Source organism: Arsenophonus sp. ENCA, assembly GCF_002287155.1.
Classification (GTDB): domain Bacteria; phylum Pseudomonadota; class Gammaproteobacteria; order Enterobacterales; family Enterobacteriaceae; genus Arsenophonus; species Arsenophonus nilaparvatae.
In genome coordinates, this window is sequence record NZ_NHNG01000332.1 from 1 (window position 1) to 18,117 (window position 18,117).

General features: G+C 37.4%; 16 protein-coding genes and 3 pseudogenes. 12 read left to right on the top strand and 7 right to left on the bottom strand.

Annotation, left to right across the window (positions count from 1 at the left end):
* Positions 1-192: 192 nt before the first annotated feature.
* The 4 genes and pseudogenes from pstS to greB form a co-directional block, all read right to left on the bottom strand.
* Positions 193-844, bottom strand: a pseudogene (gene pstS, locus CBG25_RS08845) (phosphate ABC transporter substrate-binding protein PstS); the annotation flags it as partial.
* Positions 845-1,109: 265 nt separating this feature from the next.
* Positions 1,110-2,420, bottom strand: a complete 1,311-nt coding sequence (gene envZ / locus CBG25_RS08850; protein WP_290606102.1) for a two-component system sensor histidine kinase EnvZ — start codon at positions 2,418-2,420, stop codon at positions 1,110-1,112.
* On the bottom strand, positions 2,417-3,136 hold the full coding sequence (ompR, locus tag CBG25_RS08855) for a two-component system response regulator OmpR (RefSeq protein WP_026821896.1): 720 nt from the start codon (positions 3,134-3,136) through the stop codon (positions 2,417-2,419). The genes envZ and ompR overlap by 4 nt, the downstream gene beginning before the upstream one ends.
* Before the next feature lie 136 nt (positions 3,137-3,272).
* Positions 3,273-3,798: pseudogene (gene greB / locus CBG25_RS08860) on the bottom strand (transcription elongation factor GreB).
* A 188-nt stretch (positions 3,799-3,986) separates the two neighbouring features.
* Between greB and CBG25_RS08865 the strand changes: the two are divergent.
* The 4 genes from CBG25_RS08865 to CBG25_RS08880 all read left to right on the top strand — a co-directional run bounded on the left by CBG25_RS08865 (position 3,987) and on the right by CBG25_RS08880 (position 9,488).
* Positions 3,987-6,311: a Tex family protein gene (locus CBG25_RS08865; protein WP_290606123.1), complete on the top strand. Its 2,325-nt coding sequence runs from the start codon at positions 3,987-3,989 to the stop codon at positions 6,309-6,311.
* Between the two features lie 316 nt (positions 6,312-6,627).
* Positions 6,628-6,864, top strand: a complete 237-nt coding sequence (gene feoA / locus CBG25_RS08870; RefSeq protein WP_032115822.1) for a ferrous iron transporter A — start codon at positions 6,628-6,630, stop codon at positions 6,862-6,864.
* A 58-nt stretch (positions 6,865-6,922) separates the two neighbouring features.
* The gene (feoB, locus tag CBG25_RS08875) at positions 6,923-9,238 is read left to right on the top strand and encodes a Fe(2+) transporter permease subunit FeoB (RefSeq protein ID WP_290606106.1); all 2,316 of its coding nucleotides are present in this window, start codon (positions 6,923-6,925) and stop codon (positions 9,236-9,238) included.
* 10 nt (positions 9,239-9,248) lie between these two features.
* A complete protein-coding gene (locus tag CBG25_RS08880; RefSeq protein ID WP_129109083.1) occupies positions 9,249-9,488 on the top strand; it encodes a FeoC-like transcriptional regulator in 240 nt (79 codons plus the stop codon).
* A gap of 89 nt (positions 9,489-9,577) precedes the next feature.
* On the opposite strand, the gene bioH is transcribed toward CBG25_RS08880, so the two are convergent.
* Entirely contained in the window at positions 9,578-10,354 is a 777-nt protein-coding gene (gene bioH, locus CBG25_RS08885) for a pimeloyl-ACP methyl ester esterase BioH (protein WP_290606107.1), read from the bottom strand.
* A gap of 39 nt (positions 10,355-10,393) precedes the next feature.
* On the opposite strand from bioH, the gene CBG25_RS08890 reads away from it, so the two are divergent.
* The 7 genes and pseudogenes from CBG25_RS08890 to glpD all read left to right on the top strand — a co-directional run bounded on the left by CBG25_RS08890 (position 10,394) and on the right by glpD (position 15,726).
* Positions 10,394-10,996: a DNA utilization protein GntX gene (locus CBG25_RS08890; RefSeq protein WP_290606109.1), complete on the top strand. Its 603-nt coding sequence runs from the start codon at positions 10,394-10,396 to the stop codon at positions 10,994-10,996.
* Between the two features lie 171 nt (positions 10,997-11,167).
* Positions 11,168-11,269 (top strand): annotated as a pseudogene (locus CBG25_RS08895) (phosphoribosyltransferase); the annotation flags it as partial.
* Positions 11,270-11,327: 58 nt separating this feature from the next.
* On the top strand, positions 11,328-11,906 hold the full coding sequence (gene nfuA / locus CBG25_RS08900) for a Fe-S biogenesis protein NfuA (protein ID WP_032115817.1): 579 nt from the start codon (positions 11,328-11,330) through the stop codon (positions 11,904-11,906).
* Between the two features lie 94 nt (positions 11,907-12,000).
* The gene (gene glpE / locus CBG25_RS08905) at positions 12,001-12,327 is read left to right on the top strand and encodes a thiosulfate sulfurtransferase GlpE (RefSeq protein ID WP_290606112.1); all 327 of its coding nucleotides are present in this window, start codon (positions 12,001-12,003) and stop codon (positions 12,325-12,327) included.
* Positions 12,328-12,342: 15 nt separating this feature from the next.
* Positions 12,343-13,197 (top strand): rhomboid family intramembrane serine protease GlpG, encoded by an 855-nt coding sequence (gene glpG, locus CBG25_RS08910; protein ID WP_290606114.1) that lies wholly within the window; start codon positions 12,343-12,345, stop codon positions 13,195-13,197.
* Between the two features lie 17 nt (positions 13,198-13,214).
* Positions 13,215-13,973 carry a DeoR/GlpR family transcriptional regulator gene (locus CBG25_RS08915; protein WP_290606115.1) on the top strand — a complete coding sequence of 253 codons (759 nt, stop codon included), beginning with the start codon at positions 13,215-13,217 and terminating at the stop codon, positions 13,971-13,973.
* Between the two features lie 259 nt (positions 13,974-14,232).
* Complete coding sequence (gene glpD / locus CBG25_RS08920) at positions 14,233-15,726, top strand: glycerol-3-phosphate dehydrogenase (protein WP_290606117.1); 1,494 nt, start codon at positions 14,233-14,235, stop codon at positions 15,724-15,726.
* 73 nt (positions 15,727-15,799) lie between these two features.
* Here glpD and pfkA read toward each other — a convergent pair whose 3' ends face one another.
* Entirely contained in the window at positions 15,800-16,777 is a 978-nt protein-coding gene (pfkA, locus tag CBG25_RS08925; RefSeq protein ID WP_290606119.1) for a 6-phosphofructokinase, read from the bottom strand.
* 642 nt (positions 16,778-17,419) lie between these two features.
* Here pfkA and CBG25_RS08930 point away from each other — a divergent pair.
* Positions 17,420-17,824 carry an acyl-homoserine-lactone synthase gene (locus tag CBG25_RS08930; protein ID WP_290606121.1) on the top strand — a complete coding sequence of 135 codons (405 nt, stop codon included), beginning with the start codon at positions 17,420-17,422 and terminating at the stop codon, positions 17,822-17,824.
* 12 nt (positions 17,825-17,836) lie between these two features.
* Here CBG25_RS08930 and CBG25_RS08935 read toward each other — a convergent pair.
* On the bottom strand, positions 17,837-18,117 hold a 281-nt coding region (locus CBG25_RS08935; RefSeq protein ID WP_290603775.1), incomplete at its 5' end, for a transposase family protein.

The following is an 18,117-nucleotide window of genomic DNA, read 5'->3' on the forward strand; positions in this document are numbered from 1 at the left end:
TAACAAGCTGAAAATTCAGCGGCTAAATTTTTCAATTCTTCGACTGATAATCCAATGATTGCTTTACATAAACGATTATCTCGTAACAGCCGCTCTTTGTTGATCATTTCAAACCTTTATTCTCTAAGTTAAACCTCTTTTTATTCTCAATAGCGTGACAAAAAATGCAAGTCTCTATTCAGCAACTAGTTTAATAGCACCACGCAGACGCTGAACAAAGGCAGCAACACCTTCATTACCTTTTCCAGCAATGCCAGTTGGCCATCTAACCGTAGAACCCGTGCCAATCTTATTTTTCCAATCAGCATTCACCTTAGCCAGATAACTGGTAAAAACAAAAGTTGTTCCTGAGCCATCAGCCATCAGCACGGCGAACAACGGTAATATTTTGTGCTGGCAATGCTAAACCTGGATTTAATTCAACAATTTTGGGGTCATTCCATTTTTTAATGTTACCTAAATAAATGTTAGCCAATGTTTTGCCATCTAATATCAATTGTCCAGATTGAATACCTGAAATATTGATTGTTGGAACAACACCACCAATCACAGTTGGAAATTGAATGAGTCCTTCTCGATTGAGTTTTTCATCACTTAAAGGCGCATCTGAAGCACCGAAATCGACTGTTTTAGCTATAATCTGTTTTACCCCACCGGATGAACCAATCCCTTGGTAGTTAATCTGATCGCCGGTCTGTTTTTGGTAACTATCTGCCCATTTTGCATAAACTGGCGCGGGAAATGTGGCACCAGCGCCAGTAAGGCTTGTTGCCGCAAAAGCTGACATGGCCGTCAAAGAAAACATGGCTATGATATTAACCATGATAGAACGCATCAATTTCATAATCTCTCCTATTTGAGATGAAAGAGAAACAAATTACTCTGTTAATTGTAGCGAGTTAAAAAATACGAGGAAAAAATAGGTTAGTTAGATGACAGAAAGATGTATTATTTATGACAGTTTTATGACTGTTAAATAAATAATCAATTTATTTAAAAATATAGCCTTATATATCGATATAATAAATTTTCAAAATCAAAGAATTATATCATTTTATAAAATATAATAAAATTTCCGCTAAATTACGGCTAAATAAAAATATAGATTTTTATTTTTCCATTAATGGTAAAGTTGCCCGTATAGATAACCCTCCCCGTTTACTTTTATCTATAATAATTTCACCATCATGAGCATCAATAATTCGGCGAATAATTGCTAATCCTAGTCCTGTACCACCATTACTTCTTGCCCTTTCACCTTGCACAAAAGGTTGAAAAAGATGTTGAATGCTTTCTTTTTTAATTCCTGCGCCATCATCCTCAACCTGAAACCAGGCATGATCTTTTATCACACCACTACTGACTTTTACCCAACCATTTCCATAGCGGAGAGCGTTAACCAGCATATTGGTTACTGCTCGTTTAATGGCAATTACATTAGCATTAATGATGATAGGTGATGAACTAATCTGCGTCTCAATATTAGACAGGAAACTACTCTCAGCATTAACAGCTTCAAGTAGGACTTTATTCAAGTCACAAAACTCCATGTTCATTTCCCTGCCTGTACATATATAGTCCATGAACTGCCCAATGATGGCATTACACTCTTCAATATCTTTGTTAATTGATTCTGCTAGATATTGATCCTTTTCATTCATCATTTCTGTCGCTAAACGGATCCGGGTTAACGGAGTTCTCAAATCATGACTCACGCCGGCCATTAATATCGTTCTATCATTTTCCAGCATTTTTATTCCTGACGACATACGATTAAAAGCGCGGATGACATAACGTATTTCTAATGAACCTTCTTCCTTGATTGCTGGAACCATGACACCTTTTCCCATTTGCTTGGCATAGCTTTCTAATACAAATAATGGTCTACTTTGATAACGAATATAAAGCCATGTAACAGCAAAAATGGTTAAAAAAATAGCCAATGTATAACGAAATACAACGGCGAACTGATTCTGTCCTATTTCAGTTAAAGGCAGTCGTATCCAAACATTTGGCGCAAGATAAGAGTTTAACCATAAAAAAGGATGCTCTTTGGCAATTTCAAGACGAACATCCGCCTTGCCACCCATGTATTCTGACATCTGCTGGCTTAATTCCTCATAATGTCTTGCCCAACGTAAGCCTTTTGCCATAGCACGCGACTCGGTATAAAAATTAATACCTAGTTCTTTATAGATTTTCTTCTTAAATGATGGCGGCATTAAAATTGCATTTCCATCTTGCAATTCAATTTTCTCTGTTAATAACGTATGCACTTCATAGGCTAAGACTTTATTAAGCTGCTGAAGACTCGGCATTACAACAAAATAGCTGGTGACTAAACTAGCAAACAGTAAAGTAACAATAACAAATAATGAACGAGAAAACGTGTTACGTCTGGAAAAACGCAATCGTTTCATGCTTTACTACCATCTGGTACAAATACATAACCCAACCCCCAAACCGTTTGAATATAACGTGGATGAGTAGGATCATCCTCAATCATTCGACGAAGACGTGAAATCTGAACATCTATCGAACGCTCCATCGCACTATATTCACGCCCTCGAGCAAGACTCATCAATTTATCACGAGATAGAGGCTCACGTGGATATGAGACCAGCACTTTTAAAACCGCAAACTCACCGCTGGTTAATGGCATAGACTCATCATCTTGAAACATTTCCCTTGTTCCTAGGTTTAATTTGAATTTACCAAACCGAATCACCGCCTCGTCCTGTGCCGGCGCACCCGGCAGCTCATTTGCCTGACGTCGTAATACGGCGCGAATACGAGCCAATAACTCTCTAGGATTAAATGGTTTAGGTATATAATCATCCGCCCCAATTTCTAATCCAACAATCCGATCTACTTCTTCACCTTTTGCTGTTACCATAATAATTGGGATAGGATTATTTTGACTCCTTAAACGGCGGCAAATAGATAAACCATCTTCACCAGGTAACATCAAATCGAGTACAATCAAATGAATAGATTCACGCGTCAAAATACGATCCATTTGCTCCGCATTGGCGGTACTACGAACTTGAAAACCCTGTTCAGTTAAATAACGCTCCAGTAAAGAGCGCAAACGCATATCATCATCCACAACAAGAATTTTATAATTTTCTTGCATTTTTTGACTCCACAAATATTTTTAAGATCCCTATATATAGTGTCTTAATAACAAATAAGACAATAATAATATAACTAATTCCTATTAGGCTTTTTTAGATTAATATTTACATTTTATTGATTTTTTTAATTTTATATCATTTACAACTCAATTCCTTGATAATTAATATCCAATATCCAATATCCAATATCCAATATCCAATATCCAATATCCAATAAGTAATAATACCATTTGGCGTATTCACCGTAACTTCATCATCAATTTGTTTACCTAATAATTCCCTTGCCACTGGTGAATTAATAGAAATCCATTTTTTAGCCGGATTAAATTCATCTGGTCCAACTAAACGAAAAACTTTAATACCACCATTTTCATCTTGTAGTTTTACCTAAGCCCCAAAAATAAACTCTACCTTCCTGCCGAGGATCAGGTTCAACTATTTTTAATACTTCAAGACGTTTAGATAAAAATCGAATACGTCGATCAATTTCTCGTAATCGCTTTTTACCATAAATATACTCCGCATTCTCTGAACGATCACCAAGCGCCGCTGCCTCTGATACAGCTTGAGTGACTTTCGGCCGCTCCTCACGCCAAAGAAACTTCAACTCTTGTTTGAGGTTGTCCCACCCTTCACGAGTAATATAATTATTTTTCACAATAAAAACTCAGTATGATTAACCTTAATTTAAACTAATTACTATATATAATTCAAAAAAAGTTTTCGTTCACTACATCAAGTTCTAATATCCAAATATAATGTTAACTGGAAATTATTGTTTTCAACACGTATAAATGCGCATATAAGTCGTTAATTGCGTCCTATTTAAGTATTGAAGAAACTAAAATGATGAATAAATCCTTAAGCAAAATTATTGCACATGAATTAGATACAACGCCAGCGCAAATACTTTCAGCCATTACATTACTCGATGAAGGAAATGCTGTTCCTTTTATTGCCCGTTATCGTAAAGAAGTCACAGGAGGACTCGATGATAACCAGCTACGTAAACTTGAAACACGTTTAAGTTACTTACGTGAATTAAACGAGCGCCGCCAAACTATCCTAAAATCGATTAATGAACAAGGAAAGCTTACGGCTCAACTTGCTCAGGCGATTAATAACACTTTTAATAAAACTGAGCTCGAAGATCTCTACTTACCCTATAAACCAAAACGTAGGACACGAGGCCAAGTAGCGATTGAAGCTGGTTTAGAGCCACTCGCAAAGCAGTTATGGAATGAGCCCCAACATATACCAGAGCAGATAGCTGAAACCTTTATTGATCCACAAAAAAATATTAATGACACTAAAGCTGCGCTCGATGGTGCTCGTTATATTTTAATGGAACGCTTCGCTGAAGATGCAAATTTACTTAGCAAAATTCGTAATTATTTGTGGAAAAATGCCCATTTAACGGCAAAAGTTATTGAAGGTAAAGAAACCATAGGTGCAAAATTTAGCGACTATTTTGATCACCATGAGCTTATTTCGCATATCCCATCCCACCGTGCACTTGCTATGTTTCGTGGCCGTAACGAGGGTATTTTACAATTATCACTTAATGCCGATCCACAATTTGAATCACCACCAAAAGAAAGTTATTGTGAAGAAATTATTACCCAACACTTTGGTTTACATTTAAATAATGCACCAGCAGATAAATGGCGAAAAGCCGTTATCAGTTGGACATGGCGAGTTAAAATTCTGTTACATCTTGAAACAGAATTGATGGGCACCTTACGCGAAAAAGCAGAAGAAGAAGCGATTCATGTTTTCGCCCGTAATCTACGTGACCTTTTGATGGCAGCGCCTGCTGGTATGCATAGCACCATGGGATTAGATCCCGGTTTACGCACTGGCGTCAAAGTTGCTATTGTTGATGCGACAGGCAAACTCATTACTACAGACACGATTTATCCTCACACCGGACAAGCAACTAAATCTGCAACGACTATTGCATCCTTATGTGAGAAATATAAAGTCGCCTTGGTCGCTATTGGTAATGGTACTGCCTCACGTGAAACTGAACGCTTTTTTGCCGCGGTTAAAAAACAGTACCCGCAAATTACCGCCCAGAAAGTAATTGTCAGTGAATCAGGCGCTTCAGTTTACTCGGCATCTGAGTTAGCGGCTCAAGAATTTCCAGCACTCGATGTCTCTTTACGTGGCGCAGTCTCTATTGCCCGCCGTTTACAAGATCCACTAGCCGAATTAGTAAAAATTGATCCCAAATCAATTGGTGTTGGTCAATACCAACATGATGTTAACCAAACTTTACTAGCTAAAAAATTGACAGCGGTAGTTGAAGATTGTGTAAACTCAGTCGGTGTTGATCTAAATACCGCCTCTGTTGCTCTTCTTTTACATATTGCAGGACTAAGTAAAACGGTTGCGCAAAATGTCGTTAATTGGCGTAACGAACACGGGCGGTTTAATGACCGCAAACAATTACTGGAAGTTACACGTCTTGGTACAAAAGCTTTTGAGCAGTGCGCGGGCTTTTTACGCATTATGGCAGGGAATAATCCTCTCGATGCCTCAACAGTCCATCCTGAAGCTTATCCGATTGTAGAAAAGATTTTATTAACCACTAAGCAACCCTTAAAAACGATTATGGGTAACACTAGAGTGCTTAATAATCTCAAACCAGAATTGTTTACTACAGACAAATTTGGTATTCCGACGGTAAATGATATTCTAAAACAATTAGAAAAGCCTGGACGAGATCCGCGGCCAGAATTTAAAACAGCCACTTTTATCGATGGCATTGAAACCATGGAAGATCTTAAAGTAGGTATGATATTAGAAGGTTCGGTGACCAATGTGACCAATTTTGGTGCGTTTGTCGATATTGGCGTTCATCAGGATGGCTTGGTACACATTTCCTCTCTGTCCGATAAATTTATTAAAGATCCTCATTCTCTAGTCAAAACAGGGGATATTATCACCGTTAAAGTCATCGATATTGATTTAAACCGTAAACGAATTGCATTAAGCATGCGTCTGGATGAGAAAACAGCAGATACGCCACAACAACATCGTAATAAGCCACAGACAGGCAAAAATGCCTCCTCAGCCAGTTCAACTAAAACATCCCAACGCAACAATACGCTATTCGCTAATAGTGTAATGGGTGATGCACTGGCGGCGGCACTCAATAAAAAGCGTTAATTGTTAATATATATTATATAGTTAATAGTCTGATCTAACATCAGACTATTAGCATATTCAATTTTAGAAAATGGTTTTTTTAATAAAAACTAATGAATTAACACTAATTTTGATGCCAATACTTCACTCTCTAGAGAACTATTGATCAATATCAATTGCTGTCATTTAAAAAAAGCGCTAAATTAATTCGAGTAGCATATAATGATGATTATCATTATTAATATGAGAATGATAATATTTTTCATTAATTTTACTATTCGTCTGGTACCCATTTGCGGTATCTTTGTTTTTTTGGCTCTAGAGTGGAAGTGTCTATATGTCAATTCTTCCTAATCATCGATACAAAATTGTCGGATTTTCAGCAGAAATAAATCCAGCTTACCGTCAAAAGTTACTTTCTTTAGGTATGTTACCTGGATCTTTTTTTAACGTTATTCGTATAGCGCCGCTTGGTGATCCTATTCAAATCGAAACTCGCCGTATGAATTTGATCTTAAGAAAAAAAGATCTTGCATTATTAAATTTGGACGATGCCGGCAACCAAGCGGTATAAAAATATTTTTATGATAACTAAATAGCCTATTGCTTATTACTCATCTGACACCAAAACTATGAAACCATTAACTATTGGCCTTATTGGCAACCCTAACGCCGGTAAAACGACACTCTTTAATCAATTAACAGGCGCTCGCCAACGTGTTGGCAACTGGTCTGGTGTCACTGTTGAACGAAAGGCTGGTCGCTTTGCAACCTCGGAATATGATATTGAATTAGTTGACCTGCCTGGGACCTATTCACTAACCACTATTTCAGAACAGACCTCACTCGATGAGCAAATTGCCTGTCATTTCATCCTAAGTGGCGAAGCGGATATGTTGATAAATGTTATCGATGCCGCTAACCTCGAGCGTAATCTTTATCTAACATTACAACTTATTGAATTAGGTGTGCCTTGTATCGTCGCGCTTAATATGTTGGATATTGCCGAAAACCAAAATATTCATATCAATATTGATGAACTTCAAACACGCCTGGGCTGCCCTGTTATCCCTCTAGTTTCGACTCGCGCAAAAGGTATTAGCAAATTAAAACAAGCGATTGATAAACATAGTAATAATCTTATTTCAACCCTCATCCGCTATCCCGATTTTTTGCTCACCGAAGTGGAAAATTTAACTCAAATTATCGACCATAATAAATTCAATCATCAACAGCGCCGTTGGCTAGCACTACAAATCTTAGAAGGTGATATATATAGCCTGGAACGTGCCGTTATTTCCACTGATAAATTAGATAAAATTAGAACCCATTTACAATCTCAACAACAAGAAGAGCCTGAGCTCATCATCGCTGATGCACGCTATCAAACTATTGCCACCCTTTGCGAAGCAGTTACTAATACTGAAACGGCAAAACCGAATGCCTTAACGCAATTTATTGACAACATAGTACTTAATCGCTGGTTTGGGGTGCCGATATTTCTTTTTATCATGTATTTGATGTTCATACTTGCTATCAATATTGGTGGTGCATTACAACCGCTCTTTGAAGGTGGCTCAGAAGCCATTTTCATCCATGGAATTCAATGGATTGGCCATACTTTTAATTTTCCACAATGGTTGACGGTTTTCCTTGCCCAAGGGGTAGGTGGTGGTATCAACACTGTTTTGCCATTAGTTCCCCAAATTGGTTTAATGTATTTATTCCTTTCTGTATTGGAAGACTCAGGTTATATGGCACGCGCAGCATTTGTCATGGATAGACTGATGCAAGCACTAGGTCTGCCTGGTAAATCTTTTGTTCCTTTGATTGTCGGTTTTGGCTGTAATGTGCCTGCTATTATGGGTGCACGGACACTAGATACTCCTCGTGAACGATTAATCACCGTTTTAATGGCGCCTTTTATGTCTTGTGGCGCCAGGCTGGCTATTTTTGCTGTCTTTGCGGCCGCTTTTTTTGGTAAAAATGGTGCAAGTATTGTTTTTTCTCTTTATTTATTAGGTATTGTCATTGCCATCCTAACCGGGTTGTTATTGAAATATACTGTTGCACGGGGCGCATCCCCCCCTTTTATCATGGAATTACCGGTTTACCATGTACCACACTTAAAAACATTACTATTACAAACCTGGCAAAGATTGAAAGGCTTTGTCTTAAGAGCGGGAAAAGTGATTATTATTGCCAGTATGATTATCGGGGCACTTAATAGTTTTTCTTTGTCCGGTAAAGTCGTTGATAATATTAACCAATCAGCATTAGCGTCAGTAAGTAAAACCGTTACCCCGTTACTGAAACCTATCGGTATCAATGATGATAATTGGCAAGCAACCGTTGGACTTATTACGGGCGCATTAGCTAAAGAAGTGGTTGTCGGCACATTGAATACACTGCACACCGCCGAAAATATTACTCAAACACCTTTTAATGCTGAGCAATTTAATCTGTTAGATGAATTAGAAGATGCAGTTAATGAAACTTGGGATAGTCTAAAAGAAACATTCAGTTTAAGTGTCTTATCCAATCCTATTGAAGCCAGTAAAGGTGATGGTGATATGGATAGCAGTACAATGGGCGCTATGGCAGCACGATTCGGCTCGTCTTTATCAGCCTATAGCTATCTAATCTTTGTTCTACTTTATGTGCCTTGCATTTCTGTATTAGGAGCCATTGCCCGTGAAACAAATCGAAACTGGATGACATTTTCTATTCTATGGGGCTTGAATGTTGCTTATTCGGTTTCTGCCTTGTTCTACCAAATAGCCACTTTCTCACAACATCCACAATATAGCGCGTGGGTTATTGGGATGCTCGTCGTGTTTAACTTACTGTTAATCGCATTGTTGCGCCATTCACGTAAACGCATAACACTAAAACTCCATCATAATGTCCATAAATGTAACCACAGCCAAAGTGGTTCATGCCACTAGAGGTAATGAAATGATCAGTTTATTGCAAGTCAGAGATATGGTTGCGCTGTATGGCAGAACGGATGCTTACCAAATTAGTCAGAAATTCTCTGCTTCATTACCTATGATTGAGGCTATGTTAGATAAATTAGCGGCCATGGGAAAATTAGAACAAATTGATCAATCATCCTGTTTAACGGGCCATAGTTGTAAGCAATGTCCCGAAATAAAAAAGTGTAACCTAAAAATTTATCAAGTTACTTCTCTCTAATTTATGCAAGTAAGCGATAATTTATTAAAATTATCGCTTACTCGATTAGCATAAAGAATCTTTTTGCTTTTATTCTGGACTCCCCATATTCATTTCTCCAATTGACCCAAAAAATCGACTAACAATTGAATAAACTGATTAGGATGAGAAATAAAAGGGGCATGGGCGGCATGTTTTATTACTACCGAAGGCGAATTAGGTAACCATTTATCCAACATTGGTACTATTTTTTTGGGTACTAAGCTATCAAGGTCACCATAGATACGCAAAAAAGGTTTATTTAAGGTTAATAAAGATTGCCGTAGATCAGTTGTTCGCAAAATTTCCAAACCTGCGTTTAACACGGCAACAGAGGGTAACGGCTGCTCTAGTATCACCGATTTTAATAATCGTATATCGCCATTAGTTGTTTTAGTGCCCAATGTTTGCAATACAAGAAAACGTTCTACTGTACGATGAAAATCAATCTGTAATTGTCGTTCAAACCCCTTAAGTACCGTAGGTTTAATGCCTGGCCAATTTTCTTGTTGTCCAAAACAGGGCGATGAAGCCACTGTTATTAAACCTGCTATTTCAGCTTGATGGTTAAGTGAGATGATACTAGCAATCAGTCCGCCTAACGACCAACCTAACCAAATAGCCTGCTTGGGCGCTTTCTGCCAAATTACCTCTGCCATTTGTTGTAGCGACATCGGTGGAAAAAGATTACTACGACCATAGCCAGGTAAGTCAACTAGATGGAGACGAAAATGAGAACCACATTCCACTTCAATGGTACGCCAAACTTCTGCATTCAATCCCCATCCGTGCAATAGCACAATATCTTGTTTTCTTTTACCCAACTGCTGCCAAAACAGTGTCGTCATAGTTATTCTCGCTTTACAGGTATAAAAAAGGACATCATTATGTTCACAATGGCTGGGTATTGTTGGCTATGCCACCAAAGACTAAAATATCGCTTTCATGGCATTTGTCACTACTGTTTAAAACATTTGCCTTATCTAAAACGAGTTTGCCATCGCTGCGCTTTACCCGTTGAACAATTCACCCTTGCTTGCGGTCGTTGCTTACAAACTCCACCCTACTGGCACAATCTTGTCGCCATTACTCCCTATATACCACCATTAAGCAAGCTAATACAGCAGTACAAATATGAAAAAATAACGCAAATCGCCTTTATCCTTGCACGCTTATTTCTACTCTATTGGCAACAAGGATATCGCCAACAACGCTGGCGCAAACCAGATATCATAATAGCGATCCCACTGCATCATAGTAAACATTGGCAACGTGGATTTAATCAAGCCAGTTTAATAGCAATTCAATTAGCTTATTGGTTAGGATGCCAATTTCAAACTAATTCAATTATTCGCACTCGTGCTACACTACCACAAACTCAACTTTCTGCTAAAAAACGGACTCAAAATCTTAGTAAAGCTTTTAGGGTAAAAAAATCGTTTCAAGATCGCCATATTGCCGTATTTGACGATAAGCCTGTTGCTCAATAGCAAAATTAATTATGACTTACAAAAAAACCAGCCTTTGATTAAAAAATAATCAATTATTGAATTAAAAATAACCTATATAAGATTAAAAAATAAACTATTTTTGTATTTTTTAGATGTATCTAACTTGTTTTTATTTAAAGCAGCTTTATTTCACTATTGAGCAACATGCTTGATGTCATTACAACAGGAACAACAATGAATGAAGTTGCTAAGTTGCTGATTTGTGCTGGAGCAAATTCAGTTCAAGCCTGGTCAATATGCAGAACCTTGTAGAAAGTAAGGAAAAGAGCGTATGATAAACATACTAAAATGATAAACTTGAGCATCGATTATGATTAATATTACTGAAGCAGCACAAGCTCATTTTGCCAAACTATTGGCAAATCAAGAACCTGGTACACAAATTCGCGTATTTGTCATTAATCCTGGCACACCTTCTGCAGAATGTGGGGTCTCTTATTGTCCTCCTGATGCTATCGAAGCGACGGATATTGAACTTAAATTTGATAAACTTTCAGCTTATATTGATGAAATTAGCGCACCTTTCCTGCAAGAGGCCGAAATCGATTTCGTAACGGATCAATTAGGCTCTCAACTTACCCTAAAAGCGCCTAATGCTAAAATGCGAAAAGTGGCTGACGATGCTCCACTGATTGAACGAGTTGAATATGTTATTCAATCACAAATTAACCCACAATTAGCAGGCCATGGAGGGCGGGTTTCATTGATGGAAATCACTGACGATGGATATGCAATTCTACAATTCGGTGGAGGATGTAATGGCTGTTCAATGGTCGATATTACCTTAAAAGAAGGTATTGAAAAACAGTTGCTAAATATGTTCCCAGACGAATTGAAAGGAGTAAAAGATTTAACCGAACATCAGCGTGGTGATCACTCTTATTATTAAAATAATTACTCATTTTTGCCAATGATGGATACTCTTTAAAAGTACAGAGAGTATCTTGTTTTTCCGAATGTAAAATAATATTGTGCAGATTACTATGGATAATTTTCAATTAATTTCAGTTGAACAAGCCTATAAACTTTGGCAAACAGGTGACATCATCATGGTCGACATTCGTGACCCACAAAGTTTTCATTCAGCGCATATTAAAGGCGCTTACCATCTCACGAATGAGACCTTAAATAACTTTATTAAGCAAACAGACTTTGACTCGCCGGTAATGGTAATGTGTTACCATGGCCATAGTAGCCAAGGCGCAGCACAATATTTAGTTAATATGGGCTTCGAAACTGTTTATAGCATAAACGGTGGTTTTGAAGCATGGTTGAGAGAATACCCAAACACCATCAACTCACTTTCGTAAGCGATATAACGGGTTATGATCCATTTAATTTCTATAGCAAATCCTAGATTAGCACAAGCATTTATTGATTATATGGCGATGCAAAACATTGTTATCGAAATGCGCGCAGAACCACAGGGAAAATTTTTTGATCTCTGGCTACATGATGAAAATAAGTTCGATCAAGTGCAGCAAGAACTAAAGCTGTTTATGCAAGATCCTCTTAATTCACGTTATCAGGCAGCAAGTTGGCAAACGGGACATATTGATAAAAAATTTGGCTACCGTAATTATCTCACTGTTGATTATTTAAAAAAACAATCTGGGCCACTAACCATGATCGTTTTCTTTTTAGCTATTTTTATTTATATTTGGATGTTAATTTCCGGTAATGACGCCGTAATGGCTTATCTTGCTTGGCCATCAAGTACTCAGTACACAGAAATCTGGCGAATATTCACCCCCGCCCTACTTCACTTTTCGTTGATGCACATTTTATTTAATTTAATGTGGTGGTGGTATTTAGGTAGTCAGGTAGAACGCCAATTGGGTACAGGTAAACTATTTGTCATTGCTATTGTATCAGCTCTTTTTAGTAATTGGGGGCAATCGCTCTTTAGTGGCTCTGCTTTTGGTGGTATTTCCGGCGTAGTTTTTTCGCTGATTGGCTACGTTTGGTTAACCGGTGAACGTCACCCAGAAAAAGGTATTTCTATTCCAAGAGGGTTAATGATATTTGCTATTTTATGGTTATTTCTTGGTTACTTTGATATTTTTGGTATGAAAATAGCTAACACGGCACACACTGCCGGGTTAATTATCGGTTTATTGATGGGATTATGGGATAATAGACATAAACCAAATAATACCAAACATGACCAATACATATAGTGATACTTGAGGTTTTTGTGAAGCAAACTCAACGCCATGATACTATTATCGAACTTGCCCGTATTCAAGGCTATGTAAGTACTGAAAAGTTAGTTGAATATTTCAATGTCAGCCCACAAACTATCCGTCGTGATCTCAATGAACTGGCGGAAAAAAATAAAATTCAGCGCCATCACGGAGGTGCCGCGCTTCCTTCAAGTTCTGTTAATACTGCTTACCACGATCGCAAGATGATGTGGTCGAGCGAAAAAGAACGGATTGCTCAACATGTTGCGCGTCAAATCCCTAATGGAGCTACACTATTTATTGATATCGGCACTACACCAGAAGCTGTCGCCTATGCTTTGCTGGATCATAAAAATTTAAGGATCTTCACTAATAATCTTAATGTTGCAACCCTACTTATGGCAAAAGAGGATTTTCGTCTGATCTTAGCAGGAGGAGAAGTTCGCAGCCGTGATGGAGGAATTGTTGGTGAGGCAACCTTAGATTTTATAACTCAATTCCGTCTAGACTATGGTATTTTAGGCATTAGTGGTATCGATGGAGATGGTTCATTACTCGAATTCGACTACCATGAAGTACGAACAAAAAAAGCGATTATTGAAAATTCTCGTTGCGTTATGCTAGTTACTGATCACTCAAAATTTGGTCGCAATGCAATGGTTAACCTAGGTAGTATGGAGATGATTGATTATCTTTTTACTGACAAAGCACCTCCAGCAAACATCCACAAAATGATTGAGCATCATAATGTAACACTTGAAATATGCTAATGCTCATTTGTCGCAGGAGATTTTCTTATTTCCTGCTCTATTCTGTGGCTATACTTCTTAATAAGCTAATATTCTCTCCAGATTAATACTCATTTTCTTAATTAGTTTGCTATTTTTGCTCTATTTTTCCAATAAATGATAAATAGCTTCAATTTAATGGTTTTTCTTCACTTAATAATAGTTGGCTTTAGAATCTAATTTGATTAAAATTGTGAGCGAAAACGAACATATTTGGGCAATCTCGAACATTGGGGGACGCATGAAAACAAAAGATTTAATTGTGCTAGGTGGTGGTATAAATGGTGCAGGTATTGCCGCTGATGCTGCTGGTCGAGGATTATCAGTATTACTATTAGAAGCTCAAGATCTTGCTAGCGTAACTTCTTCTGCTAGTTCCAAACTAATCCATGGCGGATTACGCTATTTAGAGCATTATGAATTTCGTTTAGTTAGTGAAGCGCTTGCCGAACGTGAAGTTTTGCTTAAGCTTGCTCCTCACATCGTTTTCCCTATGCGTTTTCGCCTACCTCATCAACCTCATCTTCGTCCTGCTTGGATGATACGTGCTGGCCTTTTCCTTTATGATCACCTCGGTAAACGTACCAGTCTACCCGGAAGTAAAGGGCTAAAATTTGGTAAAAATTCTGTCTTAAAATCAGAATTAACAAAAGGTTTTGAATATTCAGATTGTTGGGTAGATGATGCACGCTTAGTTGTCCTTAATGCACAAGAAATTCTCAGACATAAAGGTGAAGTTCGAACTCGCACTAAAGCGACAAGAGCCTGGCGTGAGAATGGGCTGTGGGTCGTGGAAGCAGAGGACTTACGTACGGGCAAAAAAGAAACTTGGCAAGCAAAAGGATTAGTAAACGCAACAGGACCTTGGGTTAAATCTTTCTTTGATGAAGGGTTACAATTAAAATCTCCCTACGGTATCCGGCTAATTAAAGGTAGCCATATTGTTGTACCCCGTGTACACGATGGTTCACAAGCTTATATTTTACAAAATGAAGATCATCGTATTGTCTTTGTTATTCCTTGGATGGACGAGTTTTCTATTATCGGTACTACCGATGTCGAATATCAAGGTGATCCAAAAGATGTTCACATAGATAATAATGAAATCAATTATTTATTAAAAGTTTATAACGATCATTTCAAAAAACAGCTAACACAGAAAGATATTGTCTGGACTTACTCTGGGGTACGTCCATTATGTGATGATGAATCTGATTCACCTCAAGCTATTACACGTGATTACACCCTCGACATCCATGATGAACAAGGAAAAGCACCTTTACTATCTGTTTTTGGCGGTAAATTAACCACCTATCGTAAACTTGCAGAACATGCGATAGATAAATTAGCTCATTACTATCCTAATGCCGGTAAAGCGTCGACTAAAGAAGCAACGCTACCTGGTGGTGATATCGAAGGCTGTGATCGTGACGGTTATGCCCAACTATTACGTAAACGCTACCCATGGTTACCAGAAGGCATTGCATTGCGATATGCCCGCACTTACGGTAGTAATAGCAATTTGATCTTAAAACAAGCACAATCGTTATCAGATCTAGGTGAAGCTTTTGGCCACAATTTATACGAAGCTGAATTACGTTATTTAGTCGAAAATGAATGGGTTACAGAGTTAGATGATGTCATCTGGCGCAGAACCAAATTAGGTATGTGGCTCAATGATGACGAGAAACAACGAATAACGCAATGGTTGACTAAAAATACAACTATCACGTAATAAAACCATATAAGCCTCATAAATTTATGAGGCTTATATCGAAACTTTATCAGCTACAACCCGCTCAAACCAGTTAATAAAGTTTCTTCGCCGTATCTAACCAATCCTGCTTAAACTTACGTTGCATATTTTCAACTGCATCAATAATATCATGATGAACCAGTTTATCATTTTGAATACCAACACAGCGCCCACCATAGCCCTGTAAAAGTAACTGAATAGAGTAAGCACCCATACGGGATGCCAGAACTCGATCACTCGCAACTGGGCTACCACCTCGCTGAATATGGCCTAAAACCGTTGCTCGTGTCTCATGCCCCGTTGCTTTTTCAATATATTTTGCCAATTCATTAACATCATAAATATGTTCAGTAATGGCAACAATTGCATGACGTTTACCTCTTGCTAAGCCAGATTTAATTTCTGTCAGTAACTCTTCCTTATCAAAAGGTATTTCGGGCAATACCACAAACTCACAGCCGCCAGCAATAGCCGCGGATAAAGTCAAATCACCACAATGACGCCCCATTATTTCAACAATCGAAATACGTTTATGGGAAGTTGAAGTATCACGTAAACGATCAATTGCCTCAACAATAGTATCCAAAGCGGTAAAATAACCAATCGTATAATCAGTACCGGCAACATCATTATCAATAGTTCCGGGTACACCTATACAAGGGAAGCCCGCTTCAGTGATCTTCTTTGCGCCACGATAAGAGCCATCTCCACCAATGACAACCAAGGCATCAATATTATGTTTTTTCATATTCTCAATAGCTTGAATTCTTACCTTCTCACTATCACGAAATTCAGGAAAACGGGCAGAGCCTAAGAAAGTACCGCCGCGATTAATAATATCAGAAACACTAAAACGGTTGAGTTTTTTTATTCGATTTTCATAAAGTCCCATATAGCCGTCATAGATACCATAAACATCTAAATCTTCAGAAAGTCCCATGCGCACAACACTACGAATAGCGGCATTCATTCCTGGCGCATCACCACCACTGGTTAAAACGCCAACTTTTTTTATTCCTTTTTTGTTCATGGTGACCTCTGATTTAATATATTGCCATAAGTATAAAAACCATAATTTCATGCATTTTGCTTATGGCTATAACTGGCTGAATTGATTCGGCTTACTACATTATACGATAAAACTTTTACCGAATGCTTAAATTATTAACTTTCTTTGATAAAGGTAAAATTTAGTATAAATATTGCAAATACTATCATTAGAATAATTAAATAAAAAAATGTCTAATCATTATGTTAATAAATTATATATTTAGCGGATAATCCAGTTATCTTAATAGATAGTTTAATTTTTTTATACTATAAATATATAGATTACTTTTCTTAAACCAGCGCTATCAATAAAACGCTTTTTATGTCTTTTTAATATAGCTAACTTTATCTATAAAAATTTTTAACTTTTAATTAAAAACTGTCCGATTAATTTACACCTCAGATTTGCACTTCATCTAAAATATTCCTTATAAGTCAGTTGGTTACATCGAAAAACGCATATATAAACTTAACACCACTAGTGTACAAAAAATTATAGAGAAGGCAAAATATAATAGGCATTATTACCCATAGTGGAAATCGAAAAATAGTATCGCTAGATAGAAATATTTTAGTAATTTTAAATATAGGATCTGCGAGTAAATGAAATAATGGAGAAAAAATGTTAGAAATATTCGATGTGAACTACAACCTTTTGACTGAAAAAAAATCAAAAGAATTATTTACGTTAAGAAAAGAAACATTTAAAGATCGCCTTAACTGGGCAGTTAATTGTATTAATGGCATGGAGTTTGATGAATATGATAATGACAAAGCTAACTATCTATTTGGCGTGAGAAGTAACACCATCATCTGTAGCGTTAGATTTATTGAAATGCAATTTCCTAATATGATCACAGGCAGATTTGCCCGTTTTTTCAAGCATCTCAATCTCCCTAAAGGAAACTATATTGAATCAAGCCGCTTTTTTGTGGCTAAAAACCGAATAAGTCAGGGAAATTATAATAAAGATTCCGTCTGTTCTATAAGCGTGTTGCTTAATAGTGAAATAAGGGTGTTTCGGTGATTGAAGTAAATTTTACGCTGTTCTGAGATGGAAATTCCAAAGACCTGCGCTAAGGAGTAAGAAGGTATCATCAATAAAGGGTCTACGATTCCGTAAAATTTGGGTCATGCAACCGAGGCGCTTGATACCCGCGATGGCGTGTTCAACTGTAATACGGATGCCCGAGATTATTTTATTTTCTTGTTTTTGTTCAGGCGATAAAGGTCTTTTTCGAGTTCCTTTTTTTGGGATTTGTGTATTAGGATGCTGTTTATCTATACCTTGAAAACCGGTATCTGCCCAGATGGTTACCT